At 45.2% G+C, this 25,420-nt stretch carries 18 protein-coding genes; 8 read left to right on the top strand and 10 right to left on the bottom strand.

All coding sequences use genetic code 11. The features are described 5' to 3' along the window. Entirely contained in the window at window positions 1-822 is an 822-nt protein-coding gene (locus QQL66_RS03470) for a LysR family transcriptional regulator (protein ID WP_284378799.1), read from the top strand. Between the two features lie 96 nt (window positions 823-918). On the opposite strand, the gene QQL66_RS03465 is transcribed toward QQL66_RS03470, so the two are convergent. After that, window positions 919-1,473 (bottom strand): NnrU family protein, encoded by a 555-nt coding sequence (locus QQL66_RS03465; protein WP_284378798.1) that lies wholly within the window; start codon window positions 1,471-1,473, stop codon window positions 919-921. Window positions 1,474-1,808: 335 nt separating this feature from the next. Between QQL66_RS03465 and QQL66_RS03460 the strand changes: the two genes are divergently transcribed. The 3 genes from QQL66_RS03460 to QQL66_RS03450 all read left to right on the top strand — a co-directional run bounded on the left by QQL66_RS03460 (window position 1,809) and on the right by QQL66_RS03450 (window position 5,972). Beyond that, window positions 1,809-3,224 (top strand): GNAT family N-acyltransferase, encoded by a 1,416-nt coding sequence (locus QQL66_RS03460; RefSeq protein WP_284378784.1) that lies wholly within the window; start codon window positions 1,809-1,811, stop codon window positions 3,222-3,224. Window positions 3,225-3,328: 104 nt separating this feature from the next. After that, window positions 3,329-3,721, top strand: a complete 393-nt coding sequence (locus QQL66_RS03455; RefSeq protein WP_284378782.1) for a thiol-disulfide oxidoreductase DCC family protein — start codon at window positions 3,329-3,331, stop codon at window positions 3,719-3,721. 229 nt (window positions 3,722-3,950) lie between these two features. Further along, the gene (locus QQL66_RS03450; protein ID WP_284378780.1) at window positions 3,951-5,972 is read left to right on the top strand and encodes a methyl-accepting chemotaxis protein; all 2,022 of its coding nucleotides are present in this window, start codon (window positions 3,951-3,953) and stop codon (window positions 5,970-5,972) included. Window positions 5,973-6,064: 92 nt separating this feature from the next. Here QQL66_RS03450 and sph read toward each other — a convergent pair whose 3' ends face one another. Then, window positions 6,065-7,606 carry a sphingomyelin phosphodiesterase gene (sph, locus tag QQL66_RS03445; protein WP_284378779.1) on the bottom strand — a complete coding sequence of 514 codons (1,542 nt, stop codon included), beginning with the start codon at window positions 7,604-7,606 and terminating at the stop codon, window positions 6,065-6,067. Window positions 7,607-7,866: 260 nt separating this feature from the next. On the opposite strand from sph, the gene QQL66_RS03440 reads away from it, so the two are divergent. Then, the gene (locus QQL66_RS03440) at window positions 7,867-9,939 is read left to right on the top strand and encodes a TonB-dependent receptor plug domain-containing protein (protein ID WP_284378776.1); all 2,073 of its coding nucleotides are present in this window, start codon (window positions 7,867-7,869) and stop codon (window positions 9,937-9,939) included. A 38-nt stretch (window positions 9,940-9,977) separates the two neighbouring features. Here QQL66_RS03440 and nagZ read toward each other — a convergent pair whose 3' ends face one another. Both nagZ and QQL66_RS03430 read right to left on the bottom strand, forming a co-directional pair. Continuing rightward, complete coding sequence (gene nagZ / locus QQL66_RS03435; protein ID WP_284378774.1) at window positions 9,978-10,997, bottom strand: beta-N-acetylhexosaminidase; 1,020 nt, start codon at window positions 10,995-10,997, stop codon at window positions 9,978-9,980. A gap of 93 nt (window positions 10,998-11,090) precedes the next feature. Next, the gene (locus QQL66_RS03430) at window positions 11,091-11,576 is read right to left on the bottom strand and encodes a L,D-transpeptidase (RefSeq protein WP_284378773.1); all 486 of its coding nucleotides are present in this window, start codon (window positions 11,574-11,576) and stop codon (window positions 11,091-11,093) included. A gap of 437 nt (window positions 11,577-12,013) precedes the next feature. Here QQL66_RS03430 and pabB point away from each other — a divergent pair, with 437 nt between their 5' ends. Then, entirely contained in the window at window positions 12,014-13,381 is a 1,368-nt protein-coding gene (pabB, locus tag QQL66_RS03425) for an aminodeoxychorismate synthase component I (protein ID WP_284378771.1), read from the top strand. 70 nt (window positions 13,382-13,451) lie between these two features. On the opposite strand, the gene QQL66_RS03420 is transcribed toward pabB, so the two are convergent. The 3 genes from QQL66_RS03420 to QQL66_RS03410 all read right to left on the bottom strand — a co-directional run bounded on the left by QQL66_RS03420 (window position 13,452) and on the right by QQL66_RS03410 (window position 18,278). Then, entirely contained in the window at window positions 13,452-14,264 is an 813-nt protein-coding gene (locus QQL66_RS03420) for a substrate-binding periplasmic protein (RefSeq protein ID WP_284378770.1), read from the bottom strand. 101 nt (window positions 14,265-14,365) lie between these two features. Next, entirely contained in the window at window positions 14,366-17,686 is a 3,321-nt protein-coding gene (locus QQL66_RS03415) for an EAL domain-containing protein (protein ID WP_284378768.1), read from the bottom strand. A 163-nt stretch (window positions 17,687-17,849) separates the two neighbouring features. After that, the gene (locus QQL66_RS03410) at window positions 17,850-18,278 is read right to left on the bottom strand and encodes a Dabb family protein (RefSeq protein WP_284378766.1); all 429 of its coding nucleotides are present in this window, start codon (window positions 18,276-18,278) and stop codon (window positions 17,850-17,852) included. 265 nt (window positions 18,279-18,543) lie between these two features. On the opposite strand from QQL66_RS03410, the gene QQL66_RS03405 reads away from it, so the two are divergent. Continuing rightward, window positions 18,544-20,634, top strand: coding sequence for a neutral/alkaline ceramidase (locus tag QQL66_RS03405; RefSeq protein WP_284378765.1), 2,091 nt, complete (start codon window positions 18,544-18,546; stop codon window positions 20,632-20,634). 86 nt (window positions 20,635-20,720) lie between these two features. On the opposite strand, the gene QQL66_RS03400 is transcribed toward QQL66_RS03405, so the two are convergent. The 3 genes from QQL66_RS03400 to QQL66_RS03390 form a co-directional block, all read right to left on the bottom strand. After that, the gene (locus QQL66_RS03400) at window positions 20,721-21,371 is read right to left on the bottom strand and encodes a hypothetical protein (RefSeq protein ID WP_284378763.1); all 651 of its coding nucleotides are present in this window, start codon (window positions 21,369-21,371) and stop codon (window positions 20,721-20,723) included. After that, window positions 21,368-21,925 carry a pesticin C-terminus-like muramidase gene (locus QQL66_RS03395; protein ID WP_284378761.1) on the bottom strand — a complete coding sequence of 186 codons (558 nt, stop codon included), beginning with the start codon at window positions 21,923-21,925 and terminating at the stop codon, window positions 21,368-21,370. The genes QQL66_RS03400 and QQL66_RS03395 overlap by 4 nt, the downstream gene beginning before the upstream one ends. 230 nt (window positions 21,926-22,155) lie before the next feature. Then, window positions 22,156-22,908 (bottom strand): substrate-binding periplasmic protein, encoded by a 753-nt coding sequence (locus QQL66_RS03390; RefSeq protein ID WP_284378758.1) that lies wholly within the window; start codon window positions 22,906-22,908, stop codon window positions 22,156-22,158. A gap of 878 nt (window positions 22,909-23,786) precedes the next feature. On the opposite strand from QQL66_RS03390, the gene QQL66_RS03385 reads away from it, so the two are divergent. Next, window positions 23,787-25,418, top strand: a complete 1,632-nt coding sequence (locus QQL66_RS03385) for a hypothetical protein (RefSeq protein ID WP_284378756.1) — start codon at window positions 23,787-23,789, stop codon at window positions 25,416-25,418. Window positions 25,419-25,420: the final 2 nt, after the last annotated feature.

The following is a 25,420-nucleotide window of genomic DNA, read 5'->3' as shown; positions in this document are numbered from 1 at the left end:
ATGGATTTACGAGCATTACGTTACTATGTTCAGTCAGTAGAGCTGGGCTCCATTACAGCAGCGGCGGAGGCGTGCCACGTTGCACAGCCTTCCATTACGCATGCCATTGCTCAACTGGAACAGGAATTCGACACCACCTTTCTGATTCGAAGCAGAAAGGGGGTAACGCCGACGGAGGAAGGCGCCTTATTCTTTGGCAAGGCCAGAGCGCTGCTCCAACATGCGCAGTTTGTTCAAGAAGAGATGCGCCAGCACCAACAAGAGAGTGAATTCCTTTATGTCAGCCCGGCCATCAACGCAAAAGCCCTGACACTCAGCATGACGGCGTTAAGAAACAATACGTCAGATGTGCAGTGGCAGCTCACTCAAGATTCATCCAAGGCCAACTATTGGCTGATCAACGATCATGAGTTATCCAATCCGCCACCCTCGCCTCATCAATGGCAACCCTTAGTCACTGAAGAGTATTATTTATTGGTGCCGGTTGGTCATGAAGCGGCCAACCTGATTATGCATAAACAAACGCTAACCATAGAACATTTAATCCAATACGATTGGATTGAACGAACGCATTGCCCGTTTAAAGAAGCCTTCGATCATTTGCTTCATCAGCTGAAACTGTTTGAGCAGATCAAGATTCAAGCGTCCGTCAGTAACGACGATTGGGCATTGAGCTTGGTAGCTTCGGGGTATGGCATCACCATTTCACCGGTGACACCAAGCACTCTCGATTCAGGAATCTATCCTATCCCCCTGTCTCTGATTGAGGGGGCGCCTCAACCCAACCGCACCATTGGCTTACTGAAAAATAAAAGGCGCTGAGGAATCGAGGGCATGACGAATCGAGGCCATGACTAATCGAGAGAGCAAAACAATTAAGAATAGAATTAAGGAGTGAGTACGCCTACCGCAGCCCAATTACATCAGCGGAACATCAAACAACATACCGTGAGACTTGGCCACCAGCACATATATCAATGCCCCGGAGGTAATAACCAAGCCATCTTTCCAGACCAGCTGCTTAGGCAGCTGACACCGCTTCCCTCTGACAAATTCCGAAACCAGAGAAAACAGCGAATACACCGCAAAACCGCCGAAGAATAAGGTCGAGCCCAGATCACCGTTCACCAACAGATGCCCTACCGACCACATTAAGAATCCCAGCAACATAGGGTGATGAACCCATCTGCGTAAGTTGCAGGGAATAAAGACAGCCATCAACAAAATAAAGAATGCCAATACCATGAAATAGGTAAGGTGGCGCAATGACATAAAGCCATTCCAAAGATGTACATACTCGACAGTCGACTTCCCGTACACCATCAAACTCAGTCCCACCGCCGACCAGAGAATGAATGCAGTATGGTACGTCTTAAAGCCAAGTTGATTTGTTAACTGCCCTCTTACGCTCCTCAAATGAGGCACCAAATGAATGCTGTAAAACACTAACATCCCGGTCAATAAAAAAGTCATGAAATGTCCTTATTATTTGCTGAAGTGGAATCTTTCCCACATTTTTACACTAACTTGTTGTTTTCTTTAGCAATTAATGGCAAGTTGTCCCAGCCTAATACAAAAGAACTAATACAAGCGCACTGATACAAGTGCATTAATACAAGCGCACTAAATACAAACGCACCGATACCAGAACACAAATGCACAAAAGCACTAACAATAAAGTGCTGGCAAAAAACTCCTAATACTCAACGCACGAGAAGCAGATACAAAAAGCATCCCGGCCTGGGTAGTCATAAAGGTGCAGCAAGAAAATAAACGCTCTCTAACAATTAAGATCGAATGGCCTAACTATGTACGGTAACTTTCCAAAAGAAACGGACCGAAAAATCTATCGCCCACTACTGCCAGAAAATCATGGCTACCAAGTCAGCCTGATTTTTGCTGATATTGAGATTCAGGCTCAACTGAACAACTTTACCAGTTTTGGATTCAGCCTCAAGGTGCCAGAGAACTATGACGAGCTATGCTTTCCTGGACAAGTCACCATCCTGAGATTTACACCATCCATTTCTCAAACCTATCATATCCGTGCTCAAATCATTGAAATGGAGCGTATTGACGAAGAACTTCGTTTATCACTGCGTATCATCAGCGATGGCTTCATTCGTGAACCTAAATTTAACGCCATAGAATTAAACTGCGTTCATTTACTTTCAGGGTTGATGACACACCCTTTCTTTTATAAAACCAGCTCTTTCTTTGAAGTCATTGAGATCAGTCGTGAAAAATTAGTGGTCTCAGGGATTCAACCTGATTTTACCTTGTTTGAAGACATGGAAATCTCCTTTACTCTGGGGATGTTCCAGCCTACTCGCCCTATTACAGGGCTGATATCCCAGGTCTCTTTGCGTCTGGATGGCAAAGTACAGTGCACTATTAAGCTGACGAGAAATCTCCCTAAACTGTTGATCGATCAACTCAACAAGTTTTTGATGCAATACACCTCATCAACTCCGGAACAAATTCGTCAGGCCGGTTTTAAGGTACTGTCTGTAAAAGAGTTTATTCATTATCGATTTGCCGAAACGCAAGCCGACTATGAAGCGGTATTGAGAACCCGACGCTTCGCATACTCAGGTGTGAAGAAAATTGATTCCGAAGCCGACCTTGAGCGAGTGTCGTATTTCTTTGATGATTACAGTCACATTCTGATGGTAATGCACAATGAAGAAATCATAGGCAGCGCGACTATGATTGTCGGCGATGGTGACAATGCGCCTTTCGAGATTCAAACCTTCTTTGATGACGACAACCCGATTGAGCTGCCACCGGCTAATAAAACCATTGAGGTTGCAGCGCTCTGCCTACATCCTGACTATCGGGATACCGATATCCTTCATGGTATTTTTGAGCAGATTTACATGCTGACCATGATGCTCAACAAAGAGTACATCATTGCCAGTTCAGACAAGTATTTGCTCAAACTCTATCAATCCATTGGATTCAAACTGACCCCCTACTCATTTGTTCAGCCCAAATATAACGATCTGCAGATGTCGGTTCTGGTTATCCATCAAGACGCCGCCCAATCGGCCATGGGTGTGAAGAAAATGATTTGGTGGCCATTGTGGGGAGTCATCAACAAGCACCTGAACGACCGACGTATTATTCGCTTTCATCCACTTCAGAAGATACGCTCTAGCTTGTTAAAGTGGGGGTTCAAAGCCGCCTACTATCTTAAATATCGCCAACCCTGGAGAGACTGACTTGTAGACACAAAGTCGGTCACCCATAGTTAAAGAGGATAGCGTTAGTTTATTCCGTCACAAGCCACTAACGCTATGCCTACTCTTTCAGCAGGTGCTTCGCTATGACGTCTACAGCATCGTCCAAATTAATCGTTTTCTACGACGCCCTTTGCCCTTCCTGCGTTAAAGATCGTGAAAACTATGAGCGGTGGGCAGGAACACGAGCCTCTCACATTGTATGGAAAGACGCTTCCAGACATGAAGCTCTGCTCAAGTCTTATGGCGTCTCTCTTGAAGAAGCCCTGCTGGAACTTCATGTTTTCGATGAAGCCAAACAATGTATGTACAAAGAAATGGATGCCTACATTCACCTGATGAAACCGATCCCACGATTATGGGTGTTTTCAGTCCTTATCCGGCTCCCTATTGTGAGGCCAGCCCTTTCCTTTCTTTACCGGCGCTGTGTTACAAACCGACTGAAAAAGCAAGGCCGAGTTTGTAAGCTACCTAAGTAGACAAGTTTAAAACCCACCGCTTTAATAAACTGCGCCAAGTGACTGTAACTACCGGACAAACAAACAATTCTCGCTCGTATTGTCTCATTATTCAAAACAAACCAAATGGTCAAAGTTTCACAAATTACTCCGTTTTCTCTCACACACCATACGCAATTTCTCTTATCTCAGAATTGAACATCCCCTTCTATATTTCATAACTTACTTCCTCAAATGGTAGGTTACCCTCATGTCTCTGAAACTGCCAAAGCTGCTAAACAATCAACCGGTCACCGTAAAGCTGTCGATGTTCACGGTGCTGCTCGGTATCCCTATTTTCATTCTGCTCATTTTTTTGATTGATTCAGAAAATTACCGAATTCAATTCGCAGAAAAGGAAATCGTTGGTAATCAGTATCTTGAGTACCTATTCCCACTTCAGGAAAGTTTTGCAAAACACAGAGGCACGATGGCAGCCTATCTTCAGGGGAATAAGAACTTCGAAGCAAAAATAAATAAGATAGAAACACTGGCTAATCGCCAATTAGAGGAGCTCACTAATATTGCAGAGTCCATCGACTCGACGATACCTACCAGCCAATTTGTCAGCGAAATCAAAACTCACTGGAATAGGCTAAAAGGCCAAAGACAGTTAGCCCCTGCGACATCCTTTCAAGAACACACAAAGCTCATTTCTAAAGTACTGGATCTGACCACCTACGTTGCAGATCACTCGAACCTGACACTGGACCCGGATCTGGATTCCTATTACCTGATGGATTTAACCAGCATTACGTTACCAAACTTGATGGAAGTACTCGGTCAAACCCGAGGCATGGTTGCAGGCATCGCAATGCAACAAGAGCTGTCCAGAGATCAAGCACTAACGTTAAGCGTTAACCTGGATAAGATTCACACGCTCCTCCAAAAAACCCAAAGCTCACTGGATACCAGCATTAAGCAAACTCAAAACGCATCGCTAAAAACGCTGCTTCCTAAGGATTATCAGTCGCTAGTTACTCACGTTGATCGTTTTCTAGCACTGGTCAGGGAAGAGATTCTTTCAAAGGAATCAATGTCAGTCTCAAGTGAAACTGTATTTGAATCAGGAACATCTGCCATTAGCGCTACCAGTAAATTACTGGGCAATGCCTCACCAATTTTAACCGAACTATTAGAAAGCAGAATTTCTCAGGTCGAATACCATCGGAACAAAGATCTCAGTGTGATTGCCTCACTTTGTTTGCTCTCTTTGCTCTTTATTCACCTCATCACCAAGAGCATACGCCAACAAACCCAATCCATTTTGTCTTCCATCTCTTTGGTGACACAGGAAAGGAAACTCACCGCAGAAGCTGAGGTCCACAGCAAAGATGAACTTGGCAAAATAGCCTCTAACTTTAATCAGATGCTTACCACCTTTCGGGACATCGTAAACAAGATTAATGTATCGAGCATGGAGCTTGCGGCCGCTGCAGAGCAAACCGCAACCACATCGGAGCAAAGTACAGTCAGCCTGACAGAGCAACAACATGAAACCTCACAACTGGCGACCGCCATCCATGAAATGGCCACCACCGCCGAGGAAGTGGCAAACAGTACCGTACGAGCTTCTGAAGCTGCGGGTAATGTGGACTCACAAGCCACCGAAGGCAACACTCTGGTAAATGAAGCCGTAGAATCGATTAATGTGCTGAATAATGAAATTCTGAAAGTGGAAAGTACGCTCAGCAAATTGAAAGCCAGTAGTGAGAACATTACCGGTGTCCTGGATGTCATTAAAAGTGTCGCTGAACAAACCAATTTACTGGCGCTAAACGCGGCCATTGAAGCGGCACGAGCGGGAGATCAAGGCAGAGGATTCTCTGTTGTTGCTGACGAAGTAAGAGCCCTGGCCAGACGTACTTATGAATCCGTTGGAGAAATTGAGAGCATTCTTCTGACCTTTCAAAACCATTCTGAAGATGCTTACTCAGCCGTCGGTTCATCGAAGGTTCAAGTGCAGGAATCCACAGCTAAAGTAAAAGCGGTCGAAAAAGCGCTGATTCAAATTGGGATTGCCATCAGCACCATACGAGATATGAATCATCAAATTGCCTGTGCATCAGAAGAATACACGTCGGTGAACCATGAAATTAATCGGAATGTGGTCCGAATTGATGAAATGTCTCATCAAACGGTCACAGGCGCTAATGAGATTTCTGACTCAAGCAAGAAGCAAGCGGAACTGGTACACCAACTCAAAACGCTGGCATGCTCCTTCTCCGTTTAGCCTGTTGACTATACCGCTTGAATTAACCGCTTGAACCACGGAGTGTGATTCAAGCGGTTTGTCTTCGCCTCAAAGGAGGTGTTTGATATGCATTACTCTACAACTTCGATAATGAATTCATTGTCACTGTCGTAGCCTCGATCCCAAAGGAACATAGCATTCTTCCAGCTGCCACTTGGCCAAACCGTAACGTAGTACCAAAAGACACCGCCAAAATCACCGAACACCACACGATCGCCATTCTGGATACAACCGTCTGTGGTTGGCCCTGTTTTTCTTATATACAGTTTGTCGGAAGGCTCACTTGCAGCATAGTACCCATAATCGCCGTCGCCACCGCGCCAATATTTCATATAGCGTCCATTGTGCTTGGACTTCAGTTTAACGAACACACCCGGCCAGCCGTTGATCGACTTGTAATTATTGGTCGCTAAGCAGTAGGTATCTGCGTAGTCCAATCCCCAGGTTTCAATCTCAAACTCGGTTCTCCAACTCGGGGACGTCTGATCCGCCATTAACCAACCATCGCTCTCATTGCTTAATGACACATAACCACCGCTGCTCACCGATTTCAGTCGTATCTTTTTATAGCTCTCTTTACGAGGTGTTAAATCTGGCGCATCGGTCACAGTCGCAGCGTAGCCGACCACAGGAAAATGATCTGAAAATTCATCGCTTTCATAATGAAAAAAGTTGGGAATATTCACCGTGTCTTGCCAGGTATTATTAGCACCACTGGAAGGAACCAGCGTCGCATTTCCCCAACCGGGAATTTGCTTGTGGCCGGCTTCCAACAGCACATAATCCAAGTGTTCAGGCTGATAGCCCGGATACTGTTTGGCCGCTAAGTCGTTCTGCGCCGGATTCCAGCTTTCCGTCGTATTGTGATAGAGAGGATCTGCCGCCTTCAAGGTAGACAACATGCCTGAATATTCAGGACCGCCACGCTTAATGTTTAAATCTCCAGCGATGATCACAACTTCGTCTTCCGGGATATTCTTTGAATCAATAAAGGCAGCAATCTTCTGTAATTGCGCCGTACGTACATCCGCACCTTTTGGCTCACCGCCACAGTTACTGGATTCCGATTGGGTATGCGTACCAATCACATGGATACGTTCGTTGTGACGATTGATCCTGGCGTAGACGAACCCTTTATTATCGAGAGAGTCATCCCCACAGGAGGTTCCGTACATCACCTGAATCTGCTCTTCAATGGGCCACTGACTCAAAATCGCAACACCACCGTTTTTCTTCACCGAATCAATGGAGCCAATGGTTTGATCCCATAGGTGATCATTCAAATTACTGGCAATGATCGGCGTCTGATACGGGTATTGCGAATATAAACCGTCCAGGACGATATTGGCTGGCCCCGAGCCGTCGTATGCCACTTCAAATAACTCATTCAGAACAACCACATCATAACCACGAATGTAGTCTGCTTGCTTGATCAGGGCGGCACGCTGTGCATTACCCGGCCCCTCGCCTAAGCCCCAGCCGAAGACAGGAAAAAATACGTTATGGGTCAGAACTTTTAAATCACTTACATCAGCCCTTACCGACATCGGTAACAACAAGGCTGGTAACAGCAACACTGGCAGTAACAACGTTAACCATTTTCTTATTATCATTTTTGGTTCACCTTTTGATTGAACTTGATAAAAATTTATCCGACCCAGTTTTAAACCAAAGCGTTTTGACCATTCAATGACATAACGGTGAAAGCCGTTGTAGAGGTCGACAGCAGCTATTCTCCTGATAGCAATCTAACCTCCCAGCCAGGGTTGAGGCGCCGCACCGCAGTACACATCGTAAAGAGAGCAAAGCGGTTTTGGTCTAGACTGGATTAAGGAAAGTCGATTACTGTTAATTCAACATCTATAGGTTACTAATGCATACAGAGCTATGTAAGCCATGGACGTTTGTAGTTCTACTCATAACCTGTGTTGGTATGGTAAATCCAGCGGAAGGAAATGGGGTCCACGCCTCTCATGACGCCACCGAAGACTTTGAAAGTTTATTGGACTTACCCATTGAAGAGCTGATGCAGGTAGAGATCACCGGAGCCTCACTGACCCCCAAGTCAGTCATTACCGCCCCATCCTCAGTGACCGTGTTTGACCGGGAACGTATTCAGGAATTGGGGGTCGACAAACTTCATGAGCTCATCAACTACATTCCGGGCTTTCAATCCTATCTTTCCTCATCATGGAGTCACAGCTACCCCATTTCAGTCCGTGGTCGACGTATCTCGTCAGGCACCTCAGAAATTCTGCTACTGATTGACGGACAACGCATCAATAACCCCCGAACCGGCGGTTCAGGTGTTGTGCTCCCAACGTTTCCTCTGTCTCAAATAGAGCGGGTGGAATTCATCCGAGGCCCAGGTGCCTCCATTTACGGATCGAATGCCATGATGGGGGTGATCAACATCATTACCCGAAAAGAAGCAAATGAAGTCCAAGTTGGCTATGGCACCTACGAAAGAAAAACAGCGGATCTGGCACTGAGTAAACGAATTGGGAATCTGGACGTCAGTGTCCTTGCACACCATGATTCAGACGATGGCGAAGACTATACGGTTTTGTCCAATAATAAACGTCTGCCGGTGGCAATGAAGGATCAAAAATCTTACAAAGACATCATCGTGAATGTACAGTTGAATGACACGAGATTTAATCTTCAATACTACGATTTAAACTCAACCGGCTACTTCGCAGAAGGCTCGACGCCGAATCAGGACAACGTCAGGGATGGTGACTTACTCACCTTACAACTTACTCAAGGCTTCGAGTGGTTTTCCGTCAAATCCGACATAACCATCGAATACCAAACCTCTGACGCAACGATTCATGGCCAGGTAGAAGAAGCTGGCGTCTTCAATTTCATAAGTAACCCGCCCAGCAATGATCCGTTAATGTCGGATGTACAATTCAACAATGTGGAAGGCTATCGAGCTTTTTGGCTCAACGACTGGCAGGTCTCAGATACTCAAAGTGTCCAGTTTGGCAGTGAATACCGATATTTACATATACCAAGCGCGTATACATTGAGTAATTTCGACATTGCAGCACTGGCCATACAAGATTTCCCAATTGAGTCTTCCGACACCTTATCCATTAGGACGGAAGTGCAGGAAGACACGGATCGAGACATTTTCGGCGTATTTGGCCAGTATCAACTCGAATTAGGAGACGCGACACAGTTAACCTTAGGTGCCCGCTATGACAACTATGCCAGCATTGGTTCTGAACTTAGCCCAAGAATCAGCCTGATTCACGCACTCAACAACAATCACTCCCTCAAACTACTGTATGGACAGGCGTTCAGAGCCCCGTCTGAAAATGAGTTATTTCTGGTAAATAATCCGGTCATGATTGGAAACCCGGACCTGGAGTCGGAAACAGTAACTACCTGGGAAGCCATTTGGCTAGCCCAATGGGAACGGACATTTCTGAGTTTTGGATATTTTAAAAATCAGTTTAAAGATTCCATCATGTTGACTCAGATCCTCAACAACCGGATACAGTTTCAGAATGTTCATCTAGACGATACGCACGGTGTTGAGTTTGAACTCCACCACCATCTAAACAACCAATGGTCAGCCAGAACGGCGTTGATGCACTTGTTTAATAATGCAGAACAATCGTTCAGAGAAGCCAGAACGATGGGCTCAGTGACCATAAACTACGCGTCAAACCAATGGTCAAGTAGCTTATCCTCGGTGTACCACGGAACCAGAGAAACACAACTTAGGGCTGCCACCGAACGGACACAATTAGACAGTTATTGGTTGATGAACGGGAAATTAGCTTATCAGTGGAATGACCAATGGACTTACGATCTTCAAGTCAAAAATCTATTGGATAAAGAGTACGATACCCCAAACAGCCACGTAGCCATGAATAACCCTGTCCCCAATCGAGGACGAGAGTTTCTGGCAAGCCTGACTTTTCAGTTTTGATCACAAGTCGTGTTGCCGCGAACACGCTCGAAAGAAGATTAAGATACTTCCTGATTAAAATCGCGAATGGCTTGCTGGGCTTGAGCCAATTCAGTCTGACTGATGTCTGTTTCGGATCGGGTTGGGATGAACGCCTGACCGCCGCTGAATGGCTGAACTGCCTTTTCAGTGAGTGTATCCAATACCGAACGTGCGGCCTCCTGGTCATTACAAACCAGTAACAGGTTACAACCCGCTGCCATCGCCGCCAGTGCGCGACCACCTGCTGTAGGTTCTGCTTTAACCGCCCCTTGCATACTTAAATCATCACTAAAAATGACACCCTTGAAGCCTAAACCTTCGCGTAGCTCTTGTTGTAACCAACGGGCTGAAAAACCCGCCGGGCGTTCAGGGTCAACCTGATCGTAAATTACATGCGCCGGCATAATGCCCTGCAAACCCGACTCGATAAGCAAACGGAACGGGAACACATCTTTATTGATGATTTCCTCATAGCATCGAGCGTCATGAGGCAGCTCATGATGAGAATCGCAATCTACATGACCGTGCCCCGGAAAGTGTTTTCCAACACCGACCATGCCGGCGTGCTCAATGCCATTAAGCAGGCACACAGCCAAATCTGCCACTATGTCCGGACGATCTGAAAACGCACGATCACCGATCACGTCATTTAGCCCAAGGTTTAAATCCAGCACCGGTGCATAGCTTAAATCGACACCACACAATCTCAGTTCGGCCGCCATCACAAAACCGGCAAGCTCTGCAATTCGCATCGCGTAGCGTTGATGATCATGATACAAGCGACCAATAGCGCCCATTGAAGGAATACGGGTAAAGCCATCCCGAAAGCGTTGAACACGACCGCCTTCATGATCCACAGAGATAAACAGATCGGGATTAATCGACTTTATTTCAGAGCATAAAGAGATCAGCTGTTCTTTGGACTCAAAGTTCCGAGTAAATAAAATCACACCAGCCGTCAATGGATGCTGTAATAACGAAATCTCATCATCAGCAACCGATAATCCTTTCAGGTCTAGTACTACAGAGGCTTCCATAATAATTTACTCTTACAATTTACTCTTGGGTGTGAATTAATTTTCAAAGTACTGGGTTACTCATAGAGCATTGCCCAGTGTATAAGGCGTTGGTTATTCCAGTATTTCAACTGAAATGCCAACCGGCACCAAATCAAACAACTCAATCACATCTTTGTTCCGCATCCGAATACAACCATGAGACATGGGCACGCCCATTGGTTCAGAATCCGGGGTTCCATGAATGTAAATATAACGCCGCATGGAATCTTGTGAGCCCAGTCGATTAATACCGACCTCTTTTCCTGATAACCATAAAATTCGACTCAAGATCCAATCCCGTTCCGGGAAGGCTTCAGCCAACGTCGACGAATAGATCTCTCCGGTAGGACGACGCCCGACAAACACCGCATTTTCAAGCTGGCCATCACCAATTTTGGCGCGAATGATATGCAAACCACGCGGCGTTTGACCTGAGCCATTGATCTCCCCAGCGCCATTTTTAGCCGTCGAAATGGAATAGTGACGTAACACCTGTCCCTGCTCTATCAGTTCCAGGGTCTGATCTGTAAGAGAAACGCGAATCCTATTTCCTTTCAAAATCGGAATGTCCTTATACGGGGCTTGTCAGTTGAAGTTCATCCTACGTGAAAGCCATTGTGTTTAAAACTGATGGTATTAAAACAAACGGGGTTTAAAACCAGCAATGGTTGAATGGTTGAATGGTTGAAACCGGTTCCGATTGAATCCCATGTTGAGCTGTCATGCTAACCGACTGACATTTATAAACTCATCCGCTAAGTATAGAAGTGCATTCAACGTAATTCTGTCTATTCTGTACCTATCTACTTCAACACTCGTTTTCTTTGAACCTTGTTACGTTTACTTTGTATAGCGGTCACCTGTTTTATGGAAATTTATAACCAAATTGTAAAAAAACGCCACCGATTACAGAAAGCCTATGTTAAAAACAAGTGAAATAAGTAGAATGACGACCTGATTTTGCTCACGCCCTCTGGCCATTGTTGTAACCCTGTATGCCTCAAACCCTTAGTATTTATCGTCTTGATTACCATCGAAATTCCTTTGACGCATTTCGGGCAATACGTCACCTTCCTTTTCCTGTGATGTTGGAAAGTGGTCGTGGCCAGTACAAAGAGCACATGGGGCGATTCGATATCCTCACGGCCGACCCGATCGAAGTACTCCAGGTAACGCAGGAATGTCAGGGTGAAGCACTTCTGAATCAACTGAATGAACGTATAAAAACGCTCTCCGTTGATATAGAAAATATGGCTGAGCGTCACGCTCACCTACCGTTTTTAGGCGGTGCAATTGGTTTTCTGACGTACGATTTTGGTCGTCAATTAGAAGTACTGCCGGCTACTGCAACACAGGACATCAGCCTTCCTACAGCGTGGTTTGGTCTCTTCGGCTGGGCTTTGGTTACCGACCATTTAGAGGAAGAATCCTGGTTGGTTTACGATTCGGCGCTCACCGACCAATCCAGTTCCGACATCATGGATTTGTTCGAAATGAACGAGGCTGTATATAGCAATCAACCGGCCACGCCTTTTGTCCTGACAACGCCTTTTAAGAGCAACTTATCGCACCAGAATTACCTCGACAAGTTTGAGCACCTTCAACACTACATTCACTCGGGCGATTGCTACCAGGTGAATTTTGCTCAGCGCTTTTCTGCCGACTGTGAAGGCGATGCCTTTTCTGCATTCGAAACCATTTCCAAGAAAATTCCGACGCCCTTCTCTGGTTTTTTCCAGCTGGGACAATGGGATATTTTAAGCCATTCGCCAGAACGCTTTCTGGAATTGGATGCCGGCCAGGTGACCACAAAACCCATTAAAGGCACACGCCGTAGAGGGGGAAATGGCCACGACGATCAAGAGCTCAGAGAAGAACTGTCTCAAAGCACCAAAGATAAAGCTGAAAACCTGATGATTGTGGATTTATTGAGAAATGATCTCAGCCGGGTCTGCAAACCTTTCTCCGTCAAGGTTCCCAAGCTCTTTGATATCGAAACCTACCCGAACGTTCATCACTTGGTCAGTACCGTTACGGGCGACCTGGAAGAGAGTGAAACCGCCACCAGTTTGCTGGCCCATAGTTTCCCTGGCGGTTCTATCACTGGCGCCCCGAAAATTCGGGCAATGGAGATCATCGACGAACTGGAGCCTCACCACAGATCACTCTATTGCGGTTCCATCGTATACATCAGCCGACACGGAAGAATGGACAGCAGCATCACCATTCGGACGTTAATTCGAGATGGAGAGAAGATTCACGCCTGGGGCGGTGGTGGCATCGTTGCCGACTCCGATGCTGAATCGGAATACCAGGAAACGCTCACCAAGATTACGCCGCTATTGCGGGCTATTGACAGTTAATGACTGATTAGTGATTAGTGATTAGTGATTGTTAAAAGTACTTTCAGACCCTACGGCTCCAACCATCAACTTATTGAATCGCAGTAATCAACTCATACTCTGAAGACAAAGACGGCACATGCCAGGTTTCCTGGCGGTTCAATTCTTGAGAGCTAATGTAATCCCTGCCATAGAAGATGTGATTGAGAATACCACCGGCCTTCATTTTCTTTACCACCGCGCTTAGCTCATCCTTTTTATGAACAAATGCCGATTGCTTGGACAAATACAAATTGGCTGTAGCGGTAGAAATCACCAACAGCTTTTTCAGCCATTTTGATTGTATGCCCAAGCTATCAATCCCGTAGTAGATCGATTGATCGGTACTGACCACCACATCCACATGGTTCTGCATCAGCATCTTTAAACCTTGGTTCATATTATTAACAGGCACCTTCTTGAAGCCCTTATGTTGATCAAATTGATGACCGTATTTTGAACCACGAACATAGGCAACCCGTTCACCATCCAAGTCTGAGAGACTCCATATTTGCCTATGGGAGCTTTTACTTACAGCAATGACATCAACGCTCGTCACTTCTCCGAGAGAGTACGCGATACGCTCTGATTCGGGACTTTCAAACAGCACAGCCAGATCAGCATGCCCCAGTCGAATGTCATTAATGACACGAGGATACGGCTTCAAGCGGTTCTTATAACGAATGCCTGAAGAATCTCCAAACGCCTTGGCGAACTCAACCAATAAGCCTTCATTAGGCGCATCGGACTTTTCAATTCCCCAAGGCATAACATTACTGGTTGAAATCAATAAGGTGGACTCAGCCTGTGCTGAGAGGGGGTAAGAGAACAACAAGATCAAACAAGCAAAAAAACTGGATCGCACGGTGATTAACTCTGTAAAACAATTCAAATAAGCAACTTCAAGGAAGTGATCTTGCACGTATGATAACGCCGCAATAATTCCATTACAAAATGTACGGATAATTATTTTGCATAATGTTTGATTAAAGTCTCAACAGGAATTGGTTTACAGTAGTAATAGCCTTGAGCAAAGTCACAGCCAAATTCCTTCAGTACATCATTGTGAGCCATAGTCTCAACCCCTTCCGCAAGCACGTTAAGGTCGAGCTGTTTTGCCATCGCAATGATGGCCGTCACAATGGCCTTGTCACTGTCATCACTGAGAATATCGCGAATAAAGCTCTGATCAATCTTCAATACATCGATGGGGAACGTTTTCAAATAACTTAGCGAAGAATAACCCGTCCCAAAGTCATCAATCGCCAAGGTAATGTTCAGCCCTTTCAAATCATTGAGCGACTGAATCGTTTCATTGATGTCTTCGATCAGAATGCTTTCTGTTAATTCCAGAGACAGATATTTAGGGTCCAGCTTATGAGTCTCTAAGGCATTTTGAATGACTCGGCATAAGTGTTGGCCATTCCTGAACTGATGCGCTGACACATTCACCGCAACCTTGATGTCCTCTAATCCGGCAAGATGCATTTGCTGAACATCTTTACAGGCGGTTTCAATAACCCAATCACCAATACGGCCGATCATGCCGGTATCTTCCGCCAGCGGAATAAATTCCGCCGGAGAAATCACCCCGCGATCCGGGTCAACCCAACGAATCAAGGCTTCCAGTCCAACGACATTACCTGACGCCAAATGGATCTGCGGCTGATAATACAGCTGGAAATGTTCATTTTCGATGGCCGTACGAATTCGATTTTCCAACAACAGTCTGTCGTGAGCTTTTGTATTTAACTCATCACGGAAGAACTGGAAATTATTTTTTCCTTCTGACTTAGCATGATACATAGCCAAATCCGCGTTCTTCATTAAATCTTCACTGGTCTGCGCGTCTTGGGGATACAGTGAAATACCCACGCTGGCGCCTACCTGCACCAAATTACCTTCCAACTCAACAGGGGCACTTAATGCATGAATGATGGAGTCTGCAATACCTGTAACACGCTCAACCGATGCCCCACCTACCAAAATGGCAAATTCATCACCGCCCAATCTGGACACCGTATCTTCAGAGCGAACACAGCCCTGAAGAACAGCAGCGACATGCACCAACAAACTGTCGCCAACACTGTGACCTAATGAATCGTTTACCGTTTTAAAGTTATCCAAATCCAACATCATCACAGCCAAAGAGGCTTCATCATTACGTCCCTGGCGACGAAATTCCTGCTTGAAACGATCCCCAAGTAACCGTCGATTAGGCAATTGGGTTAGCGGATCAAAAAACGCCAGCTGTTTGATGGTCTCCTGCGCTTCATGCAGCTCGGTGTGGTCTTCCGAGGTAGAAGCGTACTGAATGATGTTACCCATTTCGTCACGAATGCAGAAAATGGATTGGCGTGACCAATAAATAGAGCCGTCTTTACGACGATTTTGAATCTTACCGTGCCATTCACGTCCCATTTCCAGAGCTTCACGAATCTCTTGTAATGTTTCGTCAGAGGTGTACTCACTGCGTAAAATATTGGGTTTCAAACCAATGACTTCTTCCGGCAGATAACCGGTCAGCACGGTAAAGGAGCGATTCACGTACTCAATACGGGATGCTGTATCAGTGATGATAATGGCGTTGGCACTCTGTTCGACGGCTTGAGATAAATTATGCAGTTTCTTCTCTGCGTCCAGGCGTCTGCGCTCTTTGGATATCATAACCATCGCAGCACTTAGGTCATCGCTGATGCTCGACAACAAAGAGACCATTTCTTTGCCAAACACTTCAGGTAACTGGGAGTAAATGGTGAAGATACCCACCACCTGGTTATCAACTTTAATCGGTACAGCGGCCACCGCCTGGAAGCCTCGTTCAACGGCAGCGTCCCGCCAAGGGACGAAGGTTGGATCGCTCGACGTATCATTAACGTATTGAACCATCCCTGTCTTAGCCGCTCGACCCACAGGCCCTTTGGCCAGAGCCGAGTCATCCACCGTCATTTTCATTTCTTTCAGGTAATCTTTTCCTTCACCGGAAAAACAAGAAGGCACAACGGTATCGTGCTTAACCAGCCCGACCCAAGCCAGTAGAAACTCCCCTTCTTTCACCGCAATATCACAAATACGCTGAAACAGATCTTCTCTATCAACTGCACCTATAATGGCTTTATTGGTATGGGTTTGAACCGTATACAAACGATTCATGGTATTCAGCCGATCCTGAGCCACTTTTTCTTCGGTGACATTACGGCGTACATGAACCATCCCTGCCTGATGCGAGCTAAAGGCAATCGGGCTTAGTGACACTTCATACCATTGTTCATCCTTGGGATGATAAAAGCGGTACTGTTCAAGGCTTTGATGAGACAAAATAGCCCGACATATCTCACACTCTTCGACAGATTCTTCGACGTTATGCTGTAACTCATGACAAGACTGTTCCAGACAATCCTGTTGAGTCTTATTCAGTTGAAGACAGATGGCTTTGTTAACCTGGCGTACTCGCCCTTCCCGATCGACTAACGATATTTCTTCAGGAATCGCATCGTAGGTGTTCGCTCCACGAGATAAGTTTTTAAACGGTTCACGAAGGCTGGATTCAATCAACGCCACATAAATAGCCCAAAACGAAAACAGCTTAAAGAAGTGCCCCATAATGATGGTAAAGCCATAAAGATTGGCGTACAGGGTAAATAACACTTCGGCAATGATGGTAAACCCGATAGAAATCAAAATGAGCTGAACCGTTTTCGGCTCCAGGTGATCTCTGGCGTTGTAATTCAAATACCCGGCAACCACCAACAACCCAATAATGATCCATTCGTTCATGACCTTAATAGGCGTCAATCCGGTTTGTGTATGAAACATCTCAGGAAACACACCCAGAGGCACCATCATGATAAGCACCGTAACCAACCCAATGATCACAGCAAACACGCTGTATCGGTTGACCAGTGGCTTGATATAGAAAGGAGCTGCGATCAATACAATCGCTTCAAAATACCGGGCAATAATCCAGTATTGCAGTGTCGTATCACTGTCCAGAAAGTGGACGAAAGGCATTCCCTTAAACGTCAACGCATGAGCGCCATCCAGAATACCTACCCCTAAATAGCCAATCCCCAGCCACATCAAATAATGATTGTGCGAAAGCACAAACGTATTCCAGGCAACCACCAAGGTGATCACTGCTACCGAAATAGAGAAGAACTCCGCTAAGGTATGAAATAGAAGTGGAGAGTTAGCCCAGACACCAACCAAACCTAAACAAAGCAAGGTCGGGAACCACCAGGTTTTCAGGCTAAATAGTCGAAGGTATGATACTTGCGAGGCAGACAACTTAATTCCTAATTCTTTATAAGGTTACATCAAATATAGCCAAAGGTAAGAATACTTACAGGCGAATCTTTTACAATAAAAACAACGCACTTCATTCAAAAAAAAACCTATATACAACAATACGATAGAGCACTGTTCCCACTCTTAACGCTTGTCCAGGTCATCACTGAAAATCAAAAATAGATAACTTTTCGACTTTTCCCATGATATATCGCTTTAAAAACGCCTTATGTTCAGGATGGTTAACATAGGCCTTCATATCTGCCACTGAATCAAAGGTCATAGTCACCCCCAAATCAAAGGAATCATCCACCATTGGTCGATCACTGGGGATTGCCTGCCCGGCATTTACAGTGATGACACCGGGTATATGTGTCAATTGTTTAGTTTCGTCCGTGACCTTCTTAATGTACTGCTCAGACACATCAGACTTAAACCAAATCAACACCACATGCTGAACTCTGCCTTTCATTTCTTCTTTTGGCGCTCGCTCAACTGAGGTTTGATTCAGGGCTTGATTTGAAGCTTCCGGCCAGTTTGCACATCCGGCACCAAAACACGACATCACTAAAATAAGCATGAGCTTCTTCATTAATACTTCCTTTCTAATCAAGTACCTATGACCCCTTGGCCAGATTGAACATTGTTGGCTACCAGACAACCGACTATCTATTAAAGCAGCTATTAGAACAGCAATGAAAACTGCAGTTAAAGCTACTGACACAAGAACCCAAAACGAACAATAACAATAACAACCCGTTGAGGGCAGTGTTTATCAGACAATCTGACCATACATTCACTGCCGCAGTCCCATCCGGGTCGATGACTTATCGATAACGATAAGGGAAGGAGTGTATATGCGTTCTATGACTCGATTATCACAGCCAACAAAATCCATCAAAACCCTAATGCAAAGAGTGATTGCCACAACCGCTTGTTTGGTTTCATGGAATATCACACTGGCCTATGAAAACAACTACCTGATTGGACAGGGCATTCACGATGTCACCGGCCCCGCAGCTGAAGTTGGCATGATGGGCTATGCAAACCCGGATCAAAAAAGTTCAGGCATTCATTTTCGACAGTGGGCTCGTTCTTTCATTGTGGTTGATCCTCAAACCGGAAAACGGGTTGTGTTCAGTAGTATTGATGCGGGCATTCTTCCTCAATCCGTTTTTCAGGGCGTGATGAGCAAACTACACAGTAAATATGGAGATCTGTACCATGAAAGTAATGTGGTATTAAGTGCTACCCATACTCATGCCGCTGTGGGAGGCCAATCACACTACGCCCTGTATGACATCACCGTGCTTGGCTTCATCGAGCAAGCATACGATGCGCTCGTAGATGGCATTGTGGCCTCTATTGAAGAAGCCCATTACAACTTAAAACCAGGTCATATCCTGATTAATCGAGGGGATCTGACCAATGCCAGCTACAACCGCTCGTTGGAAGCCTATAACAACAACCCGGATAGCGAATTACAGCGCTATGCTTCCAACATTGAAAAACCAATGACAGTGTTGAAGTTCATTCAACAAGGCAACCGGGAAATCGGCATGATCAGCTGGTTCGCCACCCACCCTAACGCGATGGGTAAAGACGAAACCCTATTGAGCGGGGACAACAAAGGCCACGCCTCCTATCTCTTTGAGAAAAAGTTAAAAGGCTCCGATTATCAGAGCAGCAACAGCTTTGTGGCTGCCTTTGCCATCAGCAACGCGGGAGACATGTCTCCTAATGTGAATCCAGATGACGAGGGAAGAGGCCCAACCGCCGATCGGTTTGAAAACGTAAGAATCATCGGTGAGCGTCAATACCAGAAAGCGTTGGAGCTCTATAACTCAGCCTCTGAACAACTTATGGGCTCCATCGATTTTAGACACCGTTATGTCGACTTCTCGCAAACTCAAATTTCTGGCGACTTTACCAACGGTACGGCACAAACCACCTGTGTAGCGGCCCTGGGCGAGTCATTCGCGGCCGGTACTGAAGATGGCCGTGGCCCCGATATATTTAGCGAAGGATCTACAGAATCTAACCCATTCTTCCAATTCATCGGCAGCATGATCGTTGCTCCCAGCCAGGAAGATTTGGACTGCCATGCCCCAAAGGCGGTACTCATAGCACAAGGTAAAACGTCTCCCTACCCTTGGTCGCCGGAGGTATTGTCATTAACGCTACAGAAGATTGGGCAGCTTGGTATTCTCGCCGTGCCAGCTGAGTTCACCATCATGTCTGGTCGCCGATTAATGGATACCGTGAATAATGTATTGGCGGATGAACTGGACTATTCCGTAGTTGCAGCACTGTCTAATGCCTACAGTGGTTATGTCACCACTAAAGAGGAATATGACCTGCAACACTACGAAGGCGGTTCAACACACTTTGGCCCTTGGACTCTGGCGGCATATCAACAGTCCTTCTATCAGTTAGCTGAAGACATGCTTCCACCCGATCAAGTACTGGAAGACAACATCACCCCTATCCCCTTCCCGGCTCAAGAGCCCATCCCAAGAGATTTGACCGGTGAGACAGTGAACTTCCAAACCGGTGTAGTTCACGATCAAGCCCCTATTTTCAAATCTATTGGTGATGTGGTTCAGAATGCCAACAGCAGCTATCAGAAAGGCCAAACGGTTACAGTGAAATTCTGGTCTGGTCATCCTAAAAATAACCTGAGAACACAAGGCACCTTTATGGAGGTTCAGCGCCTAGTCAACGGACAATGGCAAACCGTCGCCAACGATAACGACTGGGAGACCAAATTCCAGTGGCAACGAATCGACGGGTTCTGGGGCACCTCTCACGCCATCCTGTACTGGACTATTCCGCAAGATACACCAGCAGGGACTTATCGTTTGAAGCATTTCGGCGATCAGAAAAAACCGTGGACGGGCAACATTGTGGGCTACACAGGTACCAGCCGCAGCTTTACGGTGAATTAACATCTCTACTAAGAGATCTACCTGCAAAACACAGAAAAGCCCGTATTTACGGGCTTTTCTATGTTTCACTAATGGTAAACAAGGGATTAATAAATAGAAGAAGCTGTTAACGTATCACTACTAACATCATAAAGAATAAACGATGAATAACTGCGATAGTTCCCTACTTTAGCTTCATCTGAAAGCTGAACAAGCCAATCCTGATCCGAATTATCGTTTATATTCAGAACCGCAACGACACGCAGTGTATACACCCAATCTTCTGCATCGTAAACCACATTAGTTCCTGAAAACTTCGTATCTTCAGGAAATAACGAAGCCAAAGTAAATGAATCTTCAGTGGCTAGTCGCTTAAGGGAACTAGGGAATGATCGCAAATCCAGCTTAGATCGAAGAACAGCTCCGATTTCAGTTCTATCCACCACTTCAGGAAACAGCTCAACCTCAGAAAGTATAAATAAACCATCACAGATTAAATATTCACTTTTAATAAGCTGATTTTCTATTGTCTCCAAAAGATCATGAGTCTTTACCAATGTCCAATAAGATTCACATGTATTAGCTTGTTGATCATTATCAAATAAAAGCGCTGATCTACTTCTCTGCGTCGACTCATTAAACTCAGAATAAGCAGCCAATAACTGTTCATCCAAGATATTTTGTTCTAATCCAGATACCTGGTTCTGACAGCCAAGTAGAAAACCGACGATCAATAACCCACTTAGCTTTCTAATCACTTAATTTTCTCCAGCAATGCTGCTTCTTTTTTCCTTCTTGTAGGGTAAGCATCTCCAAAGGCTTTCAATAGTTTGATTGTTTCTTTCCAATCTTGAGAAGTAACAGCTTTCCAAAACTTGGGAGCACGAGCATTGAGACCAACTCCATACTGGAAGGAGACTGAAGCAATAACCGTTTGTGCCTGTGAAGGGATATCTGAAAACTTCTTGGTATTACCTGATGCTGAATTATATTTCAATTTCAGCTGAGCAATATGAGCAGACTTTACTGCCTTATCAATAGCTTGCGCTTGATCTTTAGTGATAACAAGAGGTGTCTTTTTAAGTAGCTTTTGAGCAGAATCTGATTTAAGCCCTAGGTATGGCTTTAATTTAGCGACTAGGACCGCATTCAAATTTAACTTCTTTAAGTCAGCTTCACTCCGCTGCCCCAAGTCAAAACCTGTTGCTATCGTTACACCACTCTTACTAACACCTGCAGCTGGGACATAGCCATTTATTTTACTGCCGCCTTCTAAATCACTTAAAAACTGATAGTCAATATTTTCTGGCATAACATTTCCTTGTTTATCCAAATTTTTCTATGAGCACGCTTCCTGGCACTCCTTAATCCACAGCATATTAACTAGCCTGTAAGAATTGTCTCCTAATTATTTGTTCTTTTGATCAATACTGTGAAATATTAAGCAAATAACGTTTTTTATATCGCAATTAGTTCAGTCGTTGGAATAAGTACACCTTCTTACACGAAGGAAAACCATACAACCCTTATCCTCTCTCCATCTCACCTATAAGCGTTCAAAATCTGCTCCAACCTGCCGGACTCTTTAATGACTTTAAACGCATCAATAAGCAGGGTAGCTTTTTGATAATGCCCGGATGAAATTGCGCAACCGGTGTAATCCGTTGAATCAGAAAACCTACTCAATTTGAACGGATACTGCTCCGGATGCTCTTTAAGAATAAAGCGAATAAGAATATCCGACCCCAACATGGTATCTATACGCTGATGTTTCAACCGCTCAAGACTCTGAATCAGAGTTGTGCTGTCTTCCCGAATAGCATCACCAGCATTAAACATTTTCGTGAGTATTGAGGAATAGCGAAAACCCCGAATCGTTCCTATATGTTTCCCTTGTAGTTCCAGATAATTTTTGAAATCAGGGGCTCCGTTCTGCAAGACAAATATGGCGGTCTCGGTAAGTAATGGAGGACTCCAGAGAAAGCGTCCAGAATCGGGAATCCACTCTGGTTTCACAAAGCAATATAAATCAATGTCACCTTCAGAAAGTAATTGCACCAGACGGGGACGAGGAATGCCGACAAACTTAACCGGCATTGCGACTTGATCTGCCAACGCTCTTCCTAACTCCAGTGTAATACCTTGTGTGACCTCACCTTGATCATTACGAAACACAAAAGGAGGTGTGGTGTGATCACCATAGCCAAATTTAATTGACTGATCACTCCCCATAGCCCAAGCAGAGAAACAAAGCCAAGCTAAGCTGAACACCATCATATGCTTTCGCTGTTTCACTGAACTCTCTCTCATTCTCTGGAGTGCTCTTTCTTAAATACATTTAAATGATTTAGGAAAGTATAGCCCGAACATCCAGGCTATCTGAGTCATAGCTCAAGACGATAGATCCAGAGAACCTCCGCTTGCCAATATCAATTGCTCGACAACTTGTTTCATACACACGCAAACGATGTACAACCGTCATGTTTAGATCACAGCCCAATAACAAATAAATGACACATCCTGAATTTATTTCATCTCGCATCAACCACTCGTCAGTTAAATGGCGAAACCCTTTGGCTTTATTTTGAACTTTGTCCAGAACTTAGCCCAGTCACACTAACCTAACAGGCTCCTATTCTCCCCCTTGTTCACTAATGCAACGCTTCAAATGTATTGCATAAGCCTATGTGTTAGTTGAGCTTTCAAGCCTCCATTATGAGCTGGGCATTTATCAGAGTTCCCGTCTACATTGATGTTCGAGTTAAGGCTCATTCGCTATATATAGCATTACCTTCTTAGTCTTATAAGAAATCGATATAACCCCATCCCCTTTACATTTTTCGAGCACACTATACTTGATACACATCAGGTTCCGACCTGAAACCCCGACGAGCACACGCTTATGGATAAACCAATTGGTCTATCAATAAGCTGGATTTAAGCAGTAAGTACAGTTGTGTTAGTTGGGATCAGCATAACTACCGAAAACTGACCCCGACTTCAGCTCCAGCCTTAAAAACAAGACTGCTACACCCTGCTTCCTGCTTTTTTTCAACACTACCCGCCGAGGTCCTTTTTCTCTGAAATTGGAGGGTAGACAAATGAAACACGGACTATTTAGCTGGCGAAACTTTAGTCTCGCCTCATTATGGATATGCCTTTGTAGTTTCTCGATGTTAACCTACGCAGTCGATCTAGACTTTGAACTTGACGCAAATGCCGTTGACTCAAACGTTGCAGCAATGCCGGATGACTGGGATCATTTAACAACGCCATTAACTACAGGCATCCTAAGCGATCCAGCACCTCACACCATCTTTACCACCGGTGGCTCAAAAGACATTAGAGATGTCAGTGAATGGAAACATACGGAAGGTTCCGTTCCCGATAAAGACGATATCAGCAATGCCTATGCAGCTGCCTATGTAGTGGATGGCGACCTCATTGTATATTTCGGAGCCGATCGGTTTGCCAATAACGGTGATGCCCAAATCGGCTTTTGGTTCTTCCAAAATGAAGTAGGTACCATGAACGATGGAACCTTCTCAGGCACCCATGCAATCGGTGACATTCTCGTGATCAGTGATTTCAGTAATGGTGGTGACGTCAGCACCATTAAAGTACTGGAATGGGTTGGTGACAGAAACGGCGACAGCGATGGTGATGGTCGACTTGACGGGCCCCTACAGTTGGTTGATCAAAGCAACGGACACGTTGATGCAGGAACCGTATTCTGTACTGACTCAGACTATGCCTGTGCTGTTGCCAACGTCGATGAAACACCATCCCCTTGGCCTTACATCCCTAAATTTGGTACTTCTGGCTTCTTCCCTCAAGGCAGTTTTTTTGAGGGCGGTGTCAACATCACCAAACTTGTGGGAAACGAAGTATGCTTATCAAGCTACTTAGCCGAGACCCGCTCTTCGACTTCACCCAGTGCACAGTTGAAGGACTTCGTGTTGGGCAGCTTTAACACGTGTAAAATCTCTGTTGAAAAATCTTGCCCAAGCGGACAGTACGATCCTAATACCGACACTATTTTGTATCGTGTAGAAGGTAAAGTTACTAATGAAGGCTTTGGTTCTGTAACTAATATTTATGTTGAAGATGATGTAAATATTATTTCTAACGACCCAGCTGACATTGTTGTCATCAGCGATTACTTCGCAACTCTTGGGGATGGCACTTGTGACTTTGATACAGCCGCAAGCCCTAACGATGCCTTGCCTCCTGGTGAGTCCATCTGCTTCAGACATTTCTTCAATTCTGAGGTAGCCATGCCTACGGATGAAGTCACTGCATCAGCAACCACCTTAGGTGGAACTGCAATTGATCCTGCGACTGACCAGGCAACCTGCCCTGATCTCGGTATTTCTGCCGGCATCATGGTTACACCTCAGTGCAACACTGAGTTGGTTGTTGACCCTATGGGCACAGGAAAACTTGTTGTTCAGGTAGAAATATCAGGCAGCGTCTGTAACACCAGTGAAAGCCCATTATCAGATGTAACCGTCTGGGGTAATCAAGCTGACGTCTTATACGGTGACGGTAGTAGCACCTTCCTATCAGGAGGAAGCTTAGCGCCTATGGGTGCTCCAGGTGAATGCCTCAACTTAACCAGCAAGTACTTCTATCCAGATACATTACCAGGATTCCCTTATGTGTTTGGTGACATGCTAACCGCAAGTGGTATCGCTTCTAAATTCGCAGATCCGAATGCGACCTGCCAATTGAACGATAACAATGATATTGAGTGCCGAGACATGCAATCTACTCAAGCATGTCCACTCTGTCCTCAAGACTAAAT

Source organism: Litoribrevibacter albus (assembly GCF_030159995.1).
Taxonomy (GTDB): Bacteria; Pseudomonadota; Gammaproteobacteria; order Pseudomonadales; family Litoribrevibacteraceae; genus Litoribrevibacter; species Litoribrevibacter albus.
The sequence above is the reverse complement of the archived record's forward strand: the minus strand, read 5'-3'. Positions and strand labels throughout refer to the sequence as shown.